The sequence below is a fragment of the Methylophaga sp. genome (assembly GCF_030651745.1).
Genome location: NZ_JAUSCC010000079.1, coordinates 68,403 through 87,982, shown reverse-complemented (window position 1 = coordinate 87,982; position 19,580 = coordinate 68,403). Strand labels below are relative to the sequence as shown.

The 19,580-nt window shown below is 44.1% G+C and carries 19 protein-coding genes; 11 read left to right on the top strand and 8 right to left on the bottom strand.

Translation table 11 applies throughout. The features are described from left to right. The first annotated feature begins 259 nt into the window (after nt 1–259). The gene (locus Q7V21_RS09830; protein WP_304917130.1) at nt 260–1,093 is read left to right on the top strand and encodes an HAD-IIA family hydrolase; all 834 of its coding nucleotides are present in this window, start codon (nt 260–262) and stop codon (nt 1,091–1,093) included. A 16-nt stretch (nt 1,094–1,109) separates the two neighbouring features. Beyond that, nucleotides 1,110–2,099, top strand: coding sequence for a dihydroxyacetone kinase subunit DhaK (dhaK, locus tag Q7V21_RS09825; RefSeq protein ID WP_304917129.1), 990 nt, complete (start codon nt 1,110–1,112; stop codon nt 2,097–2,099). Here dhaK and dhaL read toward each other — a convergent pair. The 8 genes from dhaL to Q7V21_RS09785 form a co-directional block, all read right to left on the bottom strand. Further along, complete coding sequence (gene dhaL, locus Q7V21_RS09820) at nt 2,096–2,725, bottom strand: dihydroxyacetone kinase subunit DhaL (RefSeq protein ID WP_304917128.1); 630 nt, start codon at nt 2,723–2,725, stop codon at nt 2,096–2,098. The genes dhaK and dhaL overlap by 4 nt on opposite strands. A 127-nt stretch (nt 2,726–2,852) precedes the next feature. Then, on the bottom strand, nt 2,853–3,302 hold the full coding sequence (gene nikR / locus Q7V21_RS09815) for a nickel-responsive transcriptional regulator NikR (protein ID WP_304917131.1): 450 nt from the start codon (nt 3,300–3,302) through the stop codon (nt 2,853–2,855). Between the two features lie 112 nt (nt 3,303–3,414). Beyond that, nucleotides 3,415–4,785, bottom strand: coding sequence for a type III glutamate--ammonia ligase (gene glnT, locus Q7V21_RS09810; protein WP_304917127.1), 1,371 nt, complete (start codon nt 4,783–4,785; stop codon nt 3,415–3,417). Between the two features lie 26 nt (nt 4,786–4,811). After that, nucleotides 4,812–5,576: a creatininase family protein gene (locus tag Q7V21_RS09805; RefSeq protein WP_304917126.1), complete on the bottom strand. Its 765-nt coding sequence runs from the start codon at nt 5,574–5,576 to the stop codon at nt 4,812–4,814. Next, nucleotides 5,577–6,485 (bottom strand): ABC transporter ATP-binding protein, encoded by a 909-nt coding sequence (locus Q7V21_RS09800; RefSeq protein ID WP_304917125.1) that lies wholly within the window; start codon nt 6,483–6,485, stop codon nt 5,577–5,579. 9 nt (nt 6,486–6,494) lie between these two features. Next, complete coding sequence (locus Q7V21_RS09795; RefSeq protein WP_304917124.1) at nt 6,495–7,442, bottom strand: ABC transporter permease; 948 nt, start codon at nt 7,440–7,442, stop codon at nt 6,495–6,497. A 111-nt stretch (nt 7,443–7,553) separates the two neighbouring features. Further along, a complete protein-coding gene (locus Q7V21_RS09790; RefSeq protein WP_304917123.1) occupies nt 7,554–8,519 on the bottom strand; it encodes an ABC transporter substrate-binding protein in 966 nt (321 codons plus the stop codon). Nucleotides 8,520–9,072: 553 nt separating this feature from the next. Continuing rightward, on the bottom strand, nt 9,073–10,260 hold the full coding sequence (locus tag Q7V21_RS09785) for a porin (protein ID WP_304917122.1): 1,188 nt from the start codon (nt 10,258–10,260) through the stop codon (nt 9,073–9,075). A 786-nt stretch (nt 10,261–11,046) separates the two neighbouring features. Between Q7V21_RS09785 and Q7V21_RS09780 the strand changes: the two genes are divergently transcribed. Genes Q7V21_RS09780 through Q7V21_RS09740 form a run of 9 tightly spaced genes read left to right on the top strand, consistent with a single transcriptional unit; the run spans nt 11,047 to nt 19,576 of the window. Next, nucleotides 11,047–11,805, top strand: a complete 759-nt coding sequence (locus tag Q7V21_RS09780; RefSeq protein ID WP_304917121.1) for a DUF3450 domain-containing protein — start codon at nt 11,047–11,049, stop codon at nt 11,803–11,805. Between the two features lies 1 nt (nt 11,806). Further along, nucleotides 11,807–13,186 (top strand): MotA/TolQ/ExbB proton channel family protein, encoded by a 1,380-nt coding sequence (locus Q7V21_RS09775; protein ID WP_304917120.1) that lies wholly within the window; start codon nt 11,807–11,809, stop codon nt 13,184–13,186. Nucleotides 13,187–13,189: 3 nt separating this feature from the next. Then, a complete protein-coding gene (locus tag Q7V21_RS09770; RefSeq protein WP_304917119.1) occupies nt 13,190–13,717 on the top strand; it encodes a MotA/TolQ/ExbB proton channel family protein in 528 nt (175 codons plus the stop codon). 34 nt (nt 13,718–13,751) lie between these two features. Then, nucleotides 13,752–14,156, top strand: a complete 405-nt coding sequence (locus Q7V21_RS09765; RefSeq protein ID WP_304917118.1) for a biopolymer transporter ExbD — start codon at nt 13,752–13,754, stop codon at nt 14,154–14,156. Between the two features lie 2 nt (nt 14,157–14,158). Next, nucleotides 14,159–14,833, top strand: a complete 675-nt coding sequence (locus Q7V21_RS09760; protein WP_304917117.1) for an energy transducer TonB — start codon at nt 14,159–14,161, stop codon at nt 14,831–14,833. Nucleotides 14,834–14,842: 9 nt separating this feature from the next. Further along, complete coding sequence (locus tag Q7V21_RS09755) at nt 14,843–16,075, top strand: tetratricopeptide repeat protein (protein ID WP_304917116.1); 1,233 nt, start codon at nt 14,843–14,845, stop codon at nt 16,073–16,075. 18 nt (nt 16,076–16,093) lie between these two features. After that, the gene (locus Q7V21_RS09750) at nt 16,094–17,164 is read left to right on the top strand and encodes a purine nucleoside permease (protein WP_304917115.1); all 1,071 of its coding nucleotides are present in this window, start codon (nt 16,094–16,096) and stop codon (nt 17,162–17,164) included. A gap of 32 nt (nt 17,165–17,196) precedes the next feature. After that, nucleotides 17,197–18,759 (top strand): gamma-glutamyltransferase family protein, encoded by a 1,563-nt coding sequence (locus tag Q7V21_RS09745; protein WP_304917114.1) that lies wholly within the window; start codon nt 17,197–17,199, stop codon nt 18,757–18,759. Further along, nucleotides 18,752–19,576 (top strand): sulfite exporter TauE/SafE family protein, encoded by an 825-nt coding sequence (locus Q7V21_RS09740; RefSeq protein WP_304917113.1) that lies wholly within the window; start codon nt 18,752–18,754, stop codon nt 19,574–19,576. The genes Q7V21_RS09745 and Q7V21_RS09740 overlap by 8 nt, the downstream gene beginning before the upstream one ends. Nucleotides 19,577–19,580 lie beyond the last annotated feature (4 nt).

Here is a 19,580-nt window from a genome sequence, read left to right as displayed (position 1 = left end):
GTTTGATCGAAGTCCAGAGAATCCAGAGCCATTTGGATAAGTGCTTTTGCCATGCTGACATGCTCCTAATAATTGATTTAATTTGTAGTTTTACGTTGAAAATACGCTCGCAGACTATAAAGCACTATGTTCATTTCTGTCAATTTTTCCGGTTTTTTAACGATTTTCGCGTTCATTCATTACTGGACAGCCTATTTTGTTATGTGCGAGTCTTCTGCCACACTCACGTAACTTAAAATTATTTAATAAACGGGTAATCATGCTGACAATCAATAACCTGGGTGGCTTCATCATCGATATGGATGGTGTGTTGTGGCACGGTAATAAACCGCTGCCAGGACTGACAGAATTTTTTTCGATTCTGCGCACGGTCAATATTCCATTTATTCTTGCGACAAATAATGCCAGCCTCACGCAGCAACAATACATTAGGAAACTCGCCGATATGGGCGTAGCGGTTGACGCTAAGGAGATTCTGACATCCAGCATGGCAACTGCGCGATATCTTAAAGATACATTACCGGCAGCTAAACGACGCGTTTTTGTTATCGGGGAGTCTGGTCTTATCGAGCCGCTTCAGCAGCAGGGGTTTGAAATAACATCAACTTATTATCCGATCGATCCTCAGGCCAATGACGATAACATCTGGGCAGATCTGGTGGTTTCAGGACTGGACAGAAAACTGAGTTGGGATAAGTTAGCCACCGCAACATTGAATATTCGTGCGGGAGCTGAATTTTATGCAACCAATGCGGACACTACCTTACCGACAGAGCTTGGTGAGGTGATGGGAAATGGAGGTGTATTAGCGGCGCTTACCGCAGCAACTGGTGTAGAGCCAATTGTGATCGGCAAGCCCGAGCCTATTTTGTATCAACAGGCTTTTGAAGTTCTAGGTACTGATAAACACAATACTATTGCTATAGGCGACAGGCTGGATACCGATATTCTGGGCGCGGTTAATGCCGGTATGCGCAGTATGATGGTATTAACAGGTGTGTCGTCAGAGGCTGATCTGGCAGAAATTGACTATCGACCCGATTGGATTTTCCAGGATATTCAGGAAATCACCACATTATTAAAACAGCTCTGAAAAAGGGAGTGAGAGAATGAAAAAAATAATTAATCACGTTGATAATTTACTTGATGAAAGTCTCCATGGTTTTGCCAAAGCGCATCAGGATATTGTTTCCCTGCATCAACACCCTACTTTTATTCGTCGTTTGGCGATATCGGAAAAACCGAAAGTCGCCTTGATCTCAGGTGGAGGTGCAGGACATGAACCGCTTCATAGCGGGTTTGTTGGCAAAGGTATGTTGGATGCCGCTTGTCCTGGACAGATTTTTACCTCACCAACGCCAGATCAAATGCTGGCTGCAGCAGAGTCAGTGGAAAACGGTGCAGGGGTTTTATTTATCGTCAAAAATTATGCTGGTGATGTCATGAACTTTGAGATTGCTGCTGAAATGCTCGAATGTGAGCATGAAACCGTACTTGTTAAAGATGATGTGTCATTACCTGAAACCCATAGCACGGGCCGCCGAGGTGTTGCCGGTACGCTGATTGTTGAAAAAATGGTGGGAGCCGCGGCCGAGCAAGGTAAAAAGTTAACTGAATGTAAAGCATTAGGCGACCGGGTGGCCAAAAATACGGCCTCTATGGGATTTGCATTAAGCAGTTGCACAGTACCCGCCGCTGGCCGTCCGACATTTGAAATCGGTGATGATGAGATCGAAATGGGGGTAGGTATTCACGGTGAAAGAGGCCGTGAACCGATGACCATGGCTTCAGCCGAAGAGTTGGTCCAGCATGTTACTGCTGCCATTGATAAAGAATTGGATCCGCAACCAGGTCAACAGGTTTTGCTGCATGTAAATGGTTTTGGTGCTACGCCTTTAATGGAGCTTTATCTGGTCTACGATTTAGCTGCTAAATTTTGGCAAGGCAAAGGTGTAGAAATCAAACGCTCGTTGGTCGGTAACTTCACAACTTCTCTGGATATGGCAGGCTGCTCTGTTACTTTAACCTTGCTGGATGACGAGATGCTGAAATTATGGGATGCACCCGTGCATAGCGCAGCACTTCGTTGGGGAAGTTAACTTTTACTCAGTTCATCGGCGATAACACATAAAATTAATTGACTAGTGCGGGCACCGGCATCAATGTGCCCTAGGGCGCGTTCACCTAAAAATGAGGCACGTCCCTTGGTTGCTAGCATTTCTTTGGTTGACTGCATTCCTTCAATTGCCGTGGTTTTGAGGTTTTCTAATACGACGGATTTGTCTTGCGACGCTAAAACGGCGGTTTGTAAACTGTTCATTACTGGAATCAGGGTATCGAGCATGGTTTTTTCACCGATGTCAGATTTTCCCCTGGCTTTTATGGATTCAACACCAGCCGTATAGATAGCGGTGACACCGGCAAGATCCAATTGATGATCTTTGGCTGTTTTACCCATGCTGACAAACATGGAGCCAAGTAATGAACCAGAGGCACCACCCATGGTTGACATTAGCGTCATGCCAATTTTCATTAGTGCTGCAGACCAATCAAGCTGAATCAACTCATTGTTGAGTTTAGCAACCGCATCTAATCCTCGTAAAAGATTGGTGAGATGATCACCGTCACCTATTGCTCTATCCAGAGCAGAAATTTCTTCTTCGTTGTTGATAAGTTCAGTTTGAATTGCTTGGATTAAATGGGGCAGGATGTGGGTATCAGTCATTGTATCGCCAGTTATTTTGTTATTGAGAACCAAATTACTGAATCAGTATCGACAGGTCAACTGGCAGGGTAACGATAAGAATGCCTTAGAGAAAAAAGCTGTCTCAATACGCGATATTGCATGACCTCTATTTTTGTTTGGGAGGCAATGGATGAATAGGCGGAATAATTTCAGCGTTAAGTAATAAACGACCACAGACGACACCACGAAGAGTAATCATTTGATCGGCAATCATATTTAATCGATTGGCTGGGCCCTGCACCAGAATGACCGATAAAGTATTGGTATGTGTCAAATTGACATTAAGACTACTGATGACTTCATCAATATATTCGAATTGAAGATCATGAAGCCGCTTTTGCAGGCCTGGAATGGAATGGTTATAAACCAGATTAACGGTACCAGTCATTACCGTGTCACCTTGTTGGGCCCGGTGTTCATTGATCTGTAAATTAATCATGTCGCAGATTGCCTGAGACCGACTGTCAAAGCCGCGTTTGCCGACCATTTCGTCCAGCTCTTCCAAGAGGGTTTCTGGCATCGAAATGCTAATACGACAGACTTTTTCCTTACTCATCATTACTCCTGGAGCCTTGGTATCAATTTTGAAGGCTGATTTATTTTAGTTGATACGCTGCTTGGAGAAAACCATCACCCCAGTTTTCTGACTGGGGTGATGTGAATTGAGCCTAAAACAAGTGACTATAGCGTTCGATTTCCCATGCACTTACCACGGTATGATATTCATTCCACTCAGCTTGTTTGTAACGAATAAATTCGTTTCGTAACTCACTTCCCAATACTTGTTCGACAAAAGGATCGGCTGCGAAGGCCTGAATGGCTTCATCCAACGTTCTTGGTAAAAACTGAATACCTAATTTTTCGCGTTCAACTTCGCTTAATTCGTATAAGTTACCTTCTTGAGGTTTGCCCGGATCCAGACCTTCTTTTATACCTTCCAGCCCGGCGGCCAAAGCTAATGCTGCAGCCAGATATGGATTAACAGCACCATCGGCGTTTCGAGATTCACAACGACCACCGCCCATAGGCACTCGAACAGAGTTGGTTCGGTTGTTTGAACCAAAAGAGTTAAAAACTGGGGCCCAGGTGAAATAAGGCATATCGCCCTGACGAACCAGACGTTTGTATGAGTTTACCGTTGGTGCAAACACGGCACATAAAGCAGGACCATGTTTGAGAATACCGGCAATGAACTGGTATCCCAATTTAGTAAGCCCTAAACCATGCTCATCCTCTTCAGGTTTACATTGAAATAAGTTAGTGCCGGTCTCCAAATCATATAACGACATATTAAAGTGAGCCCCAGTACCGGTTTTGTTGGAAAATGGTTTAGGCATAAAGGTCGCTAACAAGTCTTCTTGTTTAGCATATTCTTTTGCCATCATTTTCAAAAAGGTGAAACGGTCACAGCTCGTTACCGCATCAGCATAATTAAAGTCGAATTCAAACTGGCCATTGGCATCTTCATGGTCAAATGAATAGAGCCCCCAGCCGAGATCATCAATACTGGTTGCCATTTTGTCCAACCAGGTGAAATTACTTAAAAATGCTCGAGTGTCATAACAGGGTTTTTTCAACTTATCATCCGGGTCGGGAACCGATAGCGTGCCATCGGCATTTTTCTTAACAAGGTAAACCTCGGCTTCAATGCCAAGGTTCATACCATAACCCAAGGCTTTTGCCTGCTCTAAAACGGATTTGAGCAAAACCCGGGTATTAAGCATATAAGGTTGTTTATACAAGGTATTATCTGCTGGCATCCAAGCTATTTCGGGCTGCCAGGGCATTTGAATAATATGGTCCAGGTCAGGAACGGAGGCTATTTCATCGTCATTTGGTTGTTGGCCTAAACCATCAACGGCATATCCTGTATATAGTTCTGAACCGTGAGCCATATGATGTAAATGTGAGAGTGGAACGACTTTGCCTTTGGGGACACCGTGAATATCGACATAGGTACCCATGCAATATTTCACCCCTTTGCTTTTCAGATCTTGTTGAATTTTTTTGATTTCGTCATCTGATTTGATGTTAATCATGGTTTTACCTTTCTTTGTTAATGGTTTTATACGAGAGACTGGTGATAGCTGTGTTTCAGCGGTGGATGTTCATTAATCGCTTTCATCACCAAATGCGTTAAGTCTTCACACATCCAGGTGAAAAGCATTTCACCATCGGCTTTGGTTGCAGCAGAAGGTTTTCCTGTTACGCCATTCAGGCTTGTACGATTAACCGGGTGGCTGAAAACACAGCCGTCAGTACGATCCGGATCGTCGGCGTCAGCTAATTTATCTTCACGCACGAGTTCGGGATGTAACGCCATCATTAAGGCTGTTTCGGCCTGATTGGCATGCCAGTCTTCAGCATCATCGTGATGAGCTTTTTTTACACGGGCAGAGATTTGTGCGGTGTTTATTAGTCCGATCATCAGGTCGTCATGACGAGCTCGTAGCATTTCCAAAGCACAACGAAGAGGAGCAGCATTGGTGACATGGCCATTAATCAATAGCAGCCGTTTAATTCCTGATGATGCTACCCAGTCACCGATATCAGAAATGACATCAATCAGCGTTTTGGGGTTGAGCGCCATGGTTCCAGGCCATCTTTTTGAATGCCCGATTGAACAGCCATAGGGCTGGGTGGGTAATAAAAAAACAGGTGTATTTTTTGCCACTTCACGGCATAAGGTGTCTGCGATTGCTGAATCCATACCACAGCCCATATGCGGGCCGTGTTGTTCTGTTGCCCCAACAGGAAGCAGAGCTGTGTCGATGCCATTTTTGACAGCATCGGCAACTTCTTCCCAAGTCATTTGATTCAATTCATACATTTAAAAAACACTCCCAACTTCATCATTCACTGGCACCATCCGAATGATATTCAGTTGATCTTCGTCATCGTCCTGATTTGCCGGATGGATAAGGTGTTCTAAATGCCTTTTGGTGGCTAAAAACTCTGCTGTTAAAAAATGATCTGGATGACGAGGCTGGGGAACGGGGACTTCGATAATTTCCTGTACTTCGCCAGGGTTGGATTTCAGTACCAGAATCCGATCAGCCAGATAAATTGCTTCATCCAAATCATGGGTAATAAAAAACACGGTGACATCGATGTTTTTCCAAATTTCCATCAAGTGCGATTGCATTTTGCTGCGAGTTTGCGCATCCAGTGCGCCAAAAGGCTCGTCCATCAACAAGACTTTGGGTTTGTTCGCCAGAGCCCTGGCAATGGCAACCCGTTGTTTCATTCCGCCAGATAATTGATGTGGATAACTGTTCTCAAACCGGGATAAGCCAATTAATTCAATCCACTGCCGAGCTTCTGCTTCAGCGCTTCCTTTGTTATAGCCGGACTCGCGTAAACCAAACATGATGTTTTGTTTGACCGAGAGCCAGGGAAATAAGGTATAGCCTTGGAATACCATGCCGCGTTCTGGTCCGGGTTTATCAACTGGTTTTCCATCCAGTTTGACTTCACCTTCGGAAGCTTGCTCCAGACCCGCCAGGATTCGAATCAAGGTTGATTTACCACAGCCTGATGGGCCAATTACACAAACAAATTCACGCTTATGTATTGTCAGGTTGATGTCTTTTAATGCTGTTATCGTGCCGTGTTTGCTGTTGAAATATTTGCTTAACCCTTTCACTTCCATGGTGACAGGACGTTTTTTAATGCGGGCAAAACGATCACGAACGGCTTCTGTCTGCACGCGATAGTCGGGTAATATTAAGTCGCTCACATCGTGCTCCTAATTTGTGTTTTGCCATGGAAAAAAACGTCTGCCCAGCCAGGCCAATAACAGATCAATGGTCAAACCTAAAATGCCGATAATGATGATGGCGGCAAACACATTGTCGAAATTTTTATAACGGGCTTGCTGGGTGATAAACCACGTGATCCCCGAGCTGGTGCCAATTAGTTCCGCCACAATTAAGTATGTCCAAGCCCAGCCCAGCAGAATTCGGGTATCGCGATACAGATCAGGAAGAATGCCGGGTAAAACAATTCGAAACAGCATCGAACGATTACCGGCACCTAACGTTTGCCCTGCTTCAAGCAACGCGGGATCGAGTTTTCTGGTGGTGTTTGCCACGATTAAAACTTGCTGAAAAAACGTACCAATAAAAATAATGGCTATTTTGGGAGCCTGGTAAATCCCCAGTATGGCGACAGCCAAGGCACCGAAAGCCGGAGCCGGTAAATACCGGAAAAACTCAATAAAGGGTTCAAATAAACGGGAAAAAAAGTCATATGTTCCGGCGAGAATCCCAAGTGGAATACCGATAATGGATGAAAGTAAAAAGCCATAAAAGATAACTTGGAGGCTGCTCCACAGACTTTCGTGCAACCAGAGTTCGCTGCTTCTCTTTGGCGGCGTAGTAAACGAAGCGTAAAACGCTTTTACTACCTCATGTGGTGCTGGGAGATAAACAGGATTAGCTGGAATGCCTGCAGGAAGTTCAGTACCTTTTTCTGCTGCATTGATTGATTCTGTTTTAAACAGCGTTTTATCAACCAGCATGTTTTCACGGAAATAACTCACCGATCCTGGCTGGGTGATTTCCACCATAGGATGCCAGATAAAAGGTACATAACTAACAACGCACCACAGTAATATTGGCAAGATAAAACTACAGATAGTCACCGCTTTACGACTACTTGGGTTAAGCGGTTTGTTTACTGAAAAAAGTGACATAGTCAGTACCTTTGCTATTTCCAGACAAAACGATCTGCTGCCAGCTAGCGACCAAAAAAATACCCTTGAGAGAAATCAGGTACCGATGAACAGCGGTACCTGATTACAGATTTACTCGTCTAACAGAAGTGATGGATCGATATAGTTATCAACCGGTTGTTTTTCGGCATAGACGTTATTGTCGACATTAAACTTGTCTGCGATGGCTGTTGAACCATATAAAGAGCCAAATCCATCTGCTTTTTTCATGAAAGCCTGGGCTTCTTGTTTGGTCAGGATTTTGGTGCCATCAATAAAGGCTTCATACTCTGCTGGCTCAATACCTACTCTGGCCGCCATAATGCTGATAGCATCATCACGCGTTTCTGGATCGTTCAAGTAGTCAACCGCCATATACCATGCATCAATTACTTTTTTCCATTCATCTCTATGCGCCGCCAGACTAGAAGGCGATACCGCCAGGACGTCATAGATAAGACCTGGTTCATCAGCACTGGTATAGATTGGTTTTGAATCCGGTACTAATTGCAAAGCTTGTCCTGAGTTAGGCTGCCATGCACCGATAGCATCAACCTGACGAGATGCTAAGACTTGCGGGGTTTCATTGGTGGGGACATTCACCAGATTGACATCACTTTCTGTCATTCCCGCTTTTTCCAGGCCATTCATTAATAGCAAATGAACGACAAAACCCAATTCAACCCCAACTTTTTTACCTTTCAAATCACTAATGGAATTAATGCCTGGAGCGCCAACGATCATGTCATTGCCATTGCTATAGTCATTAATCAGAATCATCACATTTTGAGCACCAGTCGCTCCGGTGACCAATGCATCACCATTTGTCATAGTCACAGCATCTAACTGACCAGCAGCAAAAGCATCCATACTGGCGACATAGTCAAACCATTCAAATTGAACATCAACACCGACCTGCTTAAACATGTTTTTTTCAATCGCAATTTCCCACGCTACCCATCCTGGCCAGTCGCTGTAGCCAATTTTTAAAGGTTGTGCATTGGCACTGCCTGCGAGTAATAAACCAGCAATAAGTGAAATAAAAACGCTTTTTTTCATTTGGGACACCTCATCATTATTACGATTTATAAATATGGTAATACTGGGTAAGCAGTATGTATGCCATGACTGGGGAAAAAGCAAAGCACGAGATTCGCTGGAGGCAATTTACGCTATTGAATGGCAGTAAATGACGATATAGCCTGAGTTACGAAACGGGGTCTTGATGTTGACTATCTTGAATACAATCATCATTGGGACTAGCAGAAGGTTCTGAAGGGCGATAAAAAAATGTAGATATGCACTAAAAAAGCATTTCAATTGACGGAAAAGCCCCAAAAGTGGGCAACAGTGGAGTTCGTTAATTGAGCAGAGCAGGCTAAAAACGGGGGAGATTGTGAATGCTCAACCTAAATCTTAGATCAGTACTTTGGTGGACAAACGCCAACCTGTAATTTCGTTGTGTCTGCGGGACATGTCCATAAATAAGTCTTTAATATCTCAACTTATTTCAGGATGAGTGATGAGGTAGCAACCAAAAAAAAGCCCCAACCCGAAGGTTGAGGCTTTTTAACAGTTTTAGACTAAATCTTGCGATTCAGCATTAAACTTATTACCAGCTAATGAAACCACCGACAGCGATAACATCAACTTTGTCTTTGCCATCACGTAAATGGTATTCAGTTTCCATTTTTGAGTATTCAGCAACCAGTTTCAGGTTAGCTGTTACATCATGGTAAACACCCAGTGTCCACATGCTGTTTTCATCGAAGTCTGCGAAAGTACCGACACTAGTGTTGAGACTGTCACGTTTCAAAGTAGATTCACCGTATGAACCAGCAACAAATGTTTGACCACCGAAACGGTAACCTAACTGTGCATAGTAACCATCACCACGGCGAGCATTGTTGTCGGCTGTGTAAGCACCTAAACCACCTAAACCAGCAACGCCTTGGCCTTTGCTGTCATAGTAAGCAGCAACGGCTTCAAAGCCACCTAATACTAATTGACCACCCAGAGTGAATGCATTTGAACGCTCGTTACTGCCAGCAATTTCAACACTTGAAGTCATACCATCTAACCACAATTTAGTTGAACCACCGTCAAATGCAGTTGCATAGCTCAAAGATGCTTCATAACGTGGATCTTTTTCAGTGACTGTAGCTGGCATGAAAGATGTGTCGTTATCAACGATAGCCGCAGCAAACTGGAAGCCATTCATATCAACAGATGTCCAACGGATTTGTGAACGCCAGTAAGCGTATTCATAACCGTAACCGATACGACCTAGAGAAGTCGCGCCAGTGTTTTGACTACCAGTAGGTGACAAATCGTTTACACCAGCTGTGAAACCAGTCGCACCCACACCAAACAAAGTTTGGTCTAACAGGATGTTGTTAGCAGAGTACAGGCCTAACGCTTTACCCATCAGGATTTGACCGAAACCACCATCAACTGTTGCAAACGCTTCACGTTGCTCCATAGCATTACCATTTTGCAGGTAGCTGCCGTTGTTAGTAGATGGAGAGATAGAAACACGTGCGCCAACAGTCAGGCCGTTGATTTCTGGAGCTTTAACATTGAAGCCCAGGAAAGTAGGTAACAGGCCATTTGCAACTTGAGAGTTGTCTTGACCGCCGCCGTTACTGTTTTGATCAGTGTAGATATAGAATTGGTTGATGTTACCGTCAACGCTGAATTCATATCCGTTTTCGCCGCCAACAACGATTGTCGCGTTAGCTGCGCCGGCTGCTGCAAAGGCTGCTGCGCCGACTAATGAAGCTAGTGTAGTTTTTTTCATGTCTGTTCACCTTATATTTTGTTAACAGATTACTTTAAGTTTCTCTCGTAACCAGAGACGTGCTCGGTTAAGTGTGTATTTTCCACATCTGAGAGCTCATTGCAACACTTTTACAACAAAAAAATGTGAATCAGGTCATTTTGCGACAGATCTGTGTTTTTTTTACAACAGTAACTGGTTTGCCATTAGATATTGCTGTCTTGCAAAAACTAGCCGTGTATATGAGGTATGTATATATATGGAATAGATCGATCAGCTTAACTTTAATGCATCCGCATCCGCATCCCTGCTTTGCTAACCCGGTTCAATATTAACAGGCCCCAGAGTAGCTAAAGAAAAAATGACGAAACAGACAGGAATTTTTTTAAAGTACTTCAACTCTGCCGTAGGCGATACGGCGCATGATAATACATCTTTGTCAGGCTGATTTTCTCAATAAGATTTAGCAACAGGATTTTCCTCGGGAAAGGAGCCGCTTCTGTTCGGGATAAAATTCCTTAGTCTTTGTATTTCATAAAATAATTTAACTTCATTTTGGTGCGGCAATAAGTTTTTTGCTTTGGTTTGGCTTTATTCTGGTGCATAGCAAATCTCCTGTAAGTTTCCAAAAAAAAATTATTATTTTCTTTCAATTGAATTTTCAACGATTTACGATTAACTTGACTATTTGGACAGGTATTTGGCATCGGATGTGCATAGTGTTTGTTAACCGATAATTTATTTCCATCTAATTATCGTAATGATCACGAACCAGTATTTTTTATTCACATGAAGAGACCTAGCGTAATGAAAATTCCGAACATTCTTGTGCTAATGCTTATGTTGGGTGGTGCTTCCGCCTATGCTGCTAATAGTATTGACGAGCCTTTAGCTATTCAGAAAGAAATGGATTCCAGCGGGGCAACAAGCCAAAAGAAAATTGATGAAGTCAGTCAAAAAACAGTCAGTGCGGTGCAGGAGTACCGTAATGAACTGCAACGAGCTGTTAGCCTGGACGTATACAACCAACAGTTGGCCAGACTGGTTGAGTCACAGCGAAATGAAATGGAATCACTCACCAAGCAAATCGGTGAGATCGATAATATCGAACTAGGTGTTCTGCCTTTAATGCTCAAGATGATTTCCACATTAGAGCAGGTGATTTCAGCGGATGTGCCTTTCCTGTTAAAAGAGCGTCAAGCACGGGTTGAGAATCTAAAAGGATTAATTGACCGTGCGGATATCAGTGTTGGGGAAAAATTCCGCCGCATTATGGAAGCCTATGTCATTGAGACTGACTATGGACGGACCATTGAAGCCTACCAGAGTGAATTGTTGATTGGTGGCGAACCGCTCACGGTAGACATGTTGCGTTTTGGTCGGGTTGGATTGTATTACCAAACCCTGGATGGCAACACGACCGGACGGTGGAATGCAAACAAACAAGCTTGGGAAACATTAGGTTCGGACTATAGACGTTCTGTTTTAGATGGGTTGCGAATAGCTAGAAAGCAAGCACCACCCGAAATGCTTAAGTTAGCTGTTGATGCGCCAGGAGAAAAATAGAATGAAACAATTAATGACCAAGTCAGCATTGACATTATTATTTTCATCATTACTGATGGTTTCAGCCCCTACTCATGCTGAAGGAAGCCTGACATTAAAAGAGTTAGTCAGTGAAGTCAAAGCGACTTCTACCAAAGAGTCTGCACACAACAAAGAGCGTGAACAACGGTTCGTAAGTGATTTTAGAGAACAAGCGGCTTTATTGGAGCAGATTAAAGCAGAGGTTGCTGCGAAAGAGAGTCAACGGGATGCCGTCAGGACAGAGTTTGATACCAATGAAGCCTCATTGGGTGAATTGCAGAATCAGTTAGAGCGACGTACCGGTGATTTGGGCGAGTTGTTTGGTGTGTTTCGCCAAGTGACTTCAGACACTCAGTCGATGATTTACGATTCACTTATTACTGCCCAAAAGCCTGAGCGATTAGAGATTGTTTCTACATTAGCTGAGAGCAAAGAAGTCCCAACGATAGATCAGATAGAGTCACTGTGGGGAGTGATGTTAGATGAAATCGTCGGATCAAGTGAAGTGGCCAAATTCGAATCTGACATTATCAAACCAAACGGTGAGCAATATACCGGTGAGGTCGTCCGCGTAGGTAGTTTTAACATGATTACCGGTGGCACCTACCTGCGTTATGAACCTGAAGACGGCAAATTAATTGAGTTTTCTCGCCAGCCTGGCGGGTCTGTCAGAAGCTCTGCCGCAAACCTGAGTTCATCAACAAGTGGTGAGGTTGTCGGTGTGTCACTCGACCCTTCACGCGGCGTGCTTTTAGGTTTGCTGGTGCAATCACCTAACCTTATGGAGCGTGTTGAGCAAGGTAAAGAAGTGGGTTACGCCATTATTGCAGTAGGCGCAATTGGGTTATTCATTGCTCTTTACCGATTCTTAGCGATGGCTCGGGTGAGTTCACGAATCAAGAAGCAACAGAAAAACATGGATCAATTCAATGTCGACAACCCACTGGGTCGCGTATTGAACGCCTTCTATGAAAACCAGACGTTAAGTGCTGATGTTATCTCGCGAAAACTGGATGAGGTTATCTTTAAAGATGCATCAGATTTACGCTCTGGTATTCAAACAATCAAAGTACTGGCAGCAATTGCTCCATTGATGGGGTTATTGGGTACGGTTACCGGCATGATCGGTACTTTCCAGGCCATTACATTATTCGGTACTGGTGATCCCAAGTTAATGGCAGGAGGTATTTCTCAAGCCCTGGTCACGACAGTATTAGGTTTGGTTGCTTCGATTCCATTGTTATTAGCGCATAGCTTATTAACCACTAGAGCAACAGCCTTAACCAAAATATTAGGCGAGCAAGCTGCGGGAATGGTCGCAACGCAAGCTGAAAAATTGGAAAAAGCGAAGAAAGGCTAAGTCATGATTACTGACCTAATGACCCCTTTTCAGGATTTTTTGGATGCAGGCGGCGGTGTTCTCTACTTCATTTTTATATTGATGATTGCACTGTGGTGGGCGATGTTGGACAGGTTTATGTTTTTTACAAAAACCTATCCGGCAAGACGACTTGAAGCATTGGAGTTATGGCGAGAAGTTTCTTTTAAAACCACGTGGTTTGGCGAAAGCAAGCGTAAGCAATTAATTTCAGAGTTGGACTGTGAGTTGTCAAAAAACCTGAAATTAATTCAGGGCATGATCGCCTTATTACCGATGTTGGGGTTGTTAGGGACGGTAACCGGGATGATTCAAGTGTTTGATGTACTTGCCATCACTGGAACCAGTAATCCTAGAACCATGGCTGATGGCGTGAGTGCTGCAACCATTCCAACAATGGCAGGCATGATGGCGGCACTTATCGCCATCCCCATTCATAACCAACTTGAACGTAGATATCAAAGTGAATTAAAAAAAATTCGTGAAGATATGCCATCTGAAATTGATGGTTAACCCACATGTATTCACAACATTCTAGGTGAAATAAATGATAGACAAATATTCGCAAGGTGATGAGGACGCTCAAATCGACATGACGCCGATGCTCGACGTGGTATTCATTATGTTGATCTTCTTTATCGTGACCTCTTCGTTTGTTAGAGAAACCGGTGTTGATGTCAGTCGGCCAAGTGCTGAAACCGCGGTCTCTACCGATTCCGGTAGTGTGCAGATTGGCATCACCTCCAGAAACGAAATCTGGATAGATAAAAGGGTTGTCGATCCAAGAGCCGTTCGAGCCAATATTGAAAAAGCGCTGGCAGAAAATTCTGGTGCGGCAGTGGTGATTGTTGCTGATGAAGGTTCTAACACCGATACCTTGATTAAAGTAATGGACCAAGCTCGGCTTGCTGGAGCCGAAAATATTTCTGTAGCGGCTAAAAGCGGGAATTAGAGATGAAACAGGTATTTCTTGGTGCTAGTGCCGTACTGATTGCCTTCGGCCTGTTTGTCACCATGCAATTTATGATTAGTCCGGATATGTCGCTATTCACGCAGAAAAGCGAGCATGCCTATTTGAACTTTGTTCGAATAAAACCCAACGATCGTATTGCGGAGACGAAGCAAAGAAAGTTACCTGATGAGCCGCCACCTCCGGAACAGCCTCCACAAACGCCGGAAATATCGGTTCAGAGTGTTGCAGCACCTCAATCAACACCTCAGCTTTCGATGAATATGCCGAGTTTATCTATGCCCCTCAATAATACTGGTGGTCCTTATTTAGGTACTCCAGGCCCAAGTTCACCTGGCGTTGGTGGCGATGGTATTGGCACGATGGATAGCAATGTCGGGGTAATGGATTCTGAAGTGGTTCCGCTGGTGCAAGTTCCTGCTAACTATCCTAGAAATGCCAAGCAGGCTGGATTGGAAGGTTATGTGAAACTGGAAGTGGAGATTCGCCCGGATGGTTCTGTTTCAACGGCGAAAGTACTGGAAAGCAAACCACCACGATTATTTGATCAGGCTGCTAAGGATGCAATTATGCGTTGGCAATTCAAACCGAAAATGGTTGATGGCAAAAATGTGTCCCAAAAAGCCACTCAAATCATTGAGTTCAAGCTGAGTAAATAACAGATGAAAATGAAACGTAGCGTCAGACTTATGGTTCTTTTGTCTTGCTTATCTTTTTCAGTGGCAACATTTGCTGAAGGTGACAAGCAGACATCGTTGACCCAATCGACTTACAAGTCGCTGGAGAAAATTCAGAAATTAATTGGTGAAAATAGTAATCAACAAGCTATTACAGAGTTAACAGCGCTGTACGGGAAAATTGAAAAAGATACGATGGATGAAGCCGTAGTCGCTCAAACCTTTGCCTACGCGGAAATGAATCTTTCAAATTATCCCAGAGCGATAACTCATTTCAAAAAAAGTATTGAATTAGGGTTATTACCTGAGTCAACGGATATCAATATCAGATATATGTTGGCCCAATTATATTCTTCTGAAGGCAATTTCAAAGATGCGTTGATTTATGCCGAATCCTGGTACAAATCGTTAAAAGAGGTGAAAGCTTCAGAAGAGATTTTCATGGCTAACCTGTATGTCCAGTCGAAGCAGTTTAAACCAGCTATTCCTTATATTGAAAAGGCCATTGCGAAAGAAGCCAAGCCGAATGAATCATGGTACCAACTTCTGGTTGCCAGTCATTATGAACTCAAACAATACACTCAAGCGGCTACTGTACTTAAAGAAATGATTGGACGCTGGCCGGATAAAAAGACGTATTGGGAACAGCTGGCGAGTATTTATTTAACATTAAATAAAGAAGCGGACGCCTTAGCTATTCTGGATTTGGCCTGGCGCCACGGCATCTTGGAAAAAGAGACATCCGTTAAAACATTAGTTCAATTCGCCATTAGTTTTGGTATTCCCGACCGTGGTGCACGGATTTTGGAAAGAGCGATTAAAGAAGAAAAAGTCGCCTCGAACGAGCAAACCCTGGAAGTGTTGTGCTCGGCCTGGAGTTTAGCGAAAGAGTTTGATAAGGCCATCGCAAGTTATCAGCAGTTAGTCGCCATTAGCCGTGATGGTAAACCCATGGTCAGGCTCGCTCATCTTTATATCGAAAAAGAAGATTGGGGAAATGCTCAGTCGACACTGCAAAAAGCCATTGATGTGGGCTTGGATGATAAATCGGATGCCTATCTCTTGCTGGGAATTGCTTATGTTAAAGATGAAAAAATTGATGAAGGTAAAGAAGCCTTAAGAAAAGCGGCTGCTTATCCTAAAACCAAAGGACAAGCAGAGGTTTGGATAAATTTTGCTAATCAAAAACTGCAAAGCCTAAACCGTATTGCACGTGCAAACTAGTTGAGATAAGGGAAGATAATGTCACATTCTGTCAGGCTGTTTTTAAAGTTATTTTTAGGGTTAACGCTGTTAGTTTCTGGTTTTGGTGCTGCTATTGCGGCAGACAATGATGAACCAATACAAATAAAAATGGTGATAGTTACCATGTTTGAGATTGGCGAAGATGAAGGTGATGCACCAGGTGAATTTCAGCTATGGAAAGAACGAATGGACTTGGATACTCAAATTCCCTTCCCACATTCACATCACGATATTTTTATGAATGAGGAGCGGGGCATATTGGGCATCGTAACCGGTATGGGCTCAATTAAGTCGGCGACTGCGGTGATGGCACTAGGCCTGGATCCACGCTTTGACTTGTCCAAAGCCTATTGGCTGGTTGCCGGTATTGCCGGGATTGATCCAGAAGATGCTTCAGTCGGCTCAGCTGCATGGGCCAAATATCTGGTTGATGGTGATTTAGCTCACGAAATCGATGCACGTGAAATACCTGATGAATGGACTACAGGTTATTTTCCTTATCAGGGCAACACACCTTATGACCCGAATATGCCCGAAAATAAGGGTGAAATGTTTGTATTAAACGCGTCTTTGGTTGATTGGGCATTTTCAAAAACAAAAGACATTGATTTAGGTGATGATGAGGCAATTCAAAAACACCGCAGTGAATATGAAGGTTATCCTAATGCTCAAAAACCGCCTTTTGTGTTGATTGGTGATCAGCTTGCTGCAATGACTTTCTGGCATGGTGAATTAATGAACGACTGGGCGAACCAATGGACCCGATACTGGACTGAGGGCAAAGGAGAATTTGTCACCTCAGCAATGGAAGATACCGGTTCATTTCAGTCGATTACCTATCTGCATGAAAGTGGAAAAGTCGATAAAAACCGTTTTATGGTGTTACGCACAGGCAGTAATTACACCATGCCGCCTAAAGGTGTGACGGCAGCTGATAACTTTCTGCATATTGACCATGGTGGCTATGCCGGTTTAACCATTGCCTTGGAGTCTGCTTATAAAGTAGGGGCGGTTATTGTTAACGAAATTGTTGATAATTGGCCCAACTATGAAAATAGCGTGCCTTAACCATAACCACATCACCTTACTAGTAGTGACCAATGACAACATACGGCTTTAGTGCGCCGCACCACCTCGCATCCGCTACCGGTAATAAAGTACTGGAAAACGGAGGAAGTGCCATTGATGCAATGATTGCCGCCGCTGCCACGATAGCGGTGGTCTATCCCCATATGAACAGTCTTGGTGGTGATGGCTTTTGGCTTATTCAACGAAAAGGTGAAGCTCCCATTGCGATTGATGGCTGTGGTCGAAGTGCTAATGCGATTACGGCGAATAGTTATCGTGATGGGATTCCAACGCGTGGGGAACATGCCTGTGTTAGTCAGGCAGGCACCATCTCGGGCTGGCAATTGGCACGAGACTACCTGGCTAAAACACGTCAGCCTTTGCCGTTAAGCGATTTGTTTAAAGATGCGATTTTTTATTGTGAAGATGGCATTGAGGTGACGCAGTCTTTTATTAATGCCTGTAACAAAATTTTAAAAGAAGACTGTGTGAGTGATGCCTTTAAAGCCATTTACACGGCTGAAGGTCAAACACCTGAACTGGGCAGCTTGATACGTAATCCAAATTTGTCACAGTTACTGAAAAGCCTGGCAGAAAATGGCCTGGATGATTTTTATCGCGGTGAAACAGCTAAAACCATTGCTGACTTCTTCGAACAATCAGCCAGTCCGTTGTCGCATGCTGATTTTATCCATCACACCGCAACTTATGTTGAGCCGTTGCAAGTCTATACCAGCCAGGCAAAGCTTTATAACTTACCGGCGCCGACACAGGGTATTGCCTCTCTGTTGATCCTGGCGATATATGACAGGTTATTTGATGCATCCTGGGATGAGGCCGAACAAATTCATCATTTGGTTGAAGCAACCAAACAAGCCTTCCTGATCCGTGATCAATATGTGACCGATCCGGATAAATTAACCGAAGCGTTAAGCGATTTTTTAACTGAAGCATCATTAGATAAGCTGAGTGGTGAAGTCCTGAAAGACAAAGCCTTGCCTTGGCCAAAACAGGCTTTGCCCGGAGACACGGTTTGGATGGGGGCTGTGGATGCTGAAGGTACTGTTGTTAGCTTTATCCAGAGTGTGTACTGGGAGTTTGGTTCTGGAGTAGTGATTCCAGAGTTAGGGTTGGTGTGGAATAACCGAGGTGTCAGTTTTTCATTAGATGAAAAGCATATTAATTTCCTGGAACCGAATAAAAAACCAATGCACACCTTAAACCCCGCATTGGCTGTGTTTAACAATGGTGACCGAATGGCCTATGGCACGATGGGCGGTGAAGGTCAGCCACAAACTCAGGCAGCATTATTCAATTATTACCATTACCAAGGTAAGTCTCTCAGCGAAGCCATTAGCTCACCCCGCTGGTTGTTAGGGCGAACCTGGGGTGATGCAAGTCAAAGCTTGAAAATGGAACGTCAGCTTTTTAATAACGTGGCTGGCAGTTTAATGGCTTTAGGCCATGATATTGAGCAGGTCGATGACTGTAATGAAATGATGGGACACGCCGGCGCTGTGGTGTTGACAGCTAATAATGAAGTGATGACTGCAGTTGATCCCCGCAGCGACGGATTAAAGGAAACAAATGACTGATCTATTGGCAATGCTGCCTTTTATCTTGGCCCTGGCGGCTACCGGTGTATTAGCTGGTTTGTTAGCTGGACTGCTGGGTGTCGGTGGGGGAATCGTAATTGTTCCGGTGCTTTACTTTATGTTGCAGACGCTAGGTGTGTCAGCTGGCTCGGCTATTGCCCTGGCGACAGGAACATCGCTAATGACCATTATTCCCACCTCGTTGTCTGCCATACGATCGCAACAAAGGCGGGGCAATATTAATTGGGATTTAATTAAACGCTGGCTGCCAACCATGGTCATTGGGGTTTTGTGTGGTGCTTGGCTGGTGACTCAAATTCATGGCAATCAATTGAGTCTGGTGTTTGGCTCTATTGCCATCCTGGTCGCTATTAATATGTTGTTTTGGGGCAATGCAGAGCCTCCCTTCAGCCAACTGCCATCATTAATGATACAGCGAGTATTAAGTTTTTTTGTCGGTGGTTTCTCGGTGATGGCCGGTATCGGTGGCGGCACATTAGGTGTGCCATTGCTCACATCATGCAGTATGAAAACTCATCAAGCGGTAGGTAATGCCTCTGTGTTTGGCTTAATTATCGCAGTGCCTGGAGCGTTGACCCTGCTGCTTGCAGGGCAAACCCCGGCAGATGCACCCGCTGCCACCTTTGGTTTGGTGAATCTGATTGCGGTGATCGCGCTGGTGCCACTGACAGTAATTTTTGCACCGATTGGTGTTGCTTTGGGGCAGAAAACCAATGCTGCGCTGCTAAAGAAGATTTTTGCGGTATTTCTGATTTTGACCAGTGTCAGGATGTTAAGTCAGTTTTTTGGAGTATGAGTTG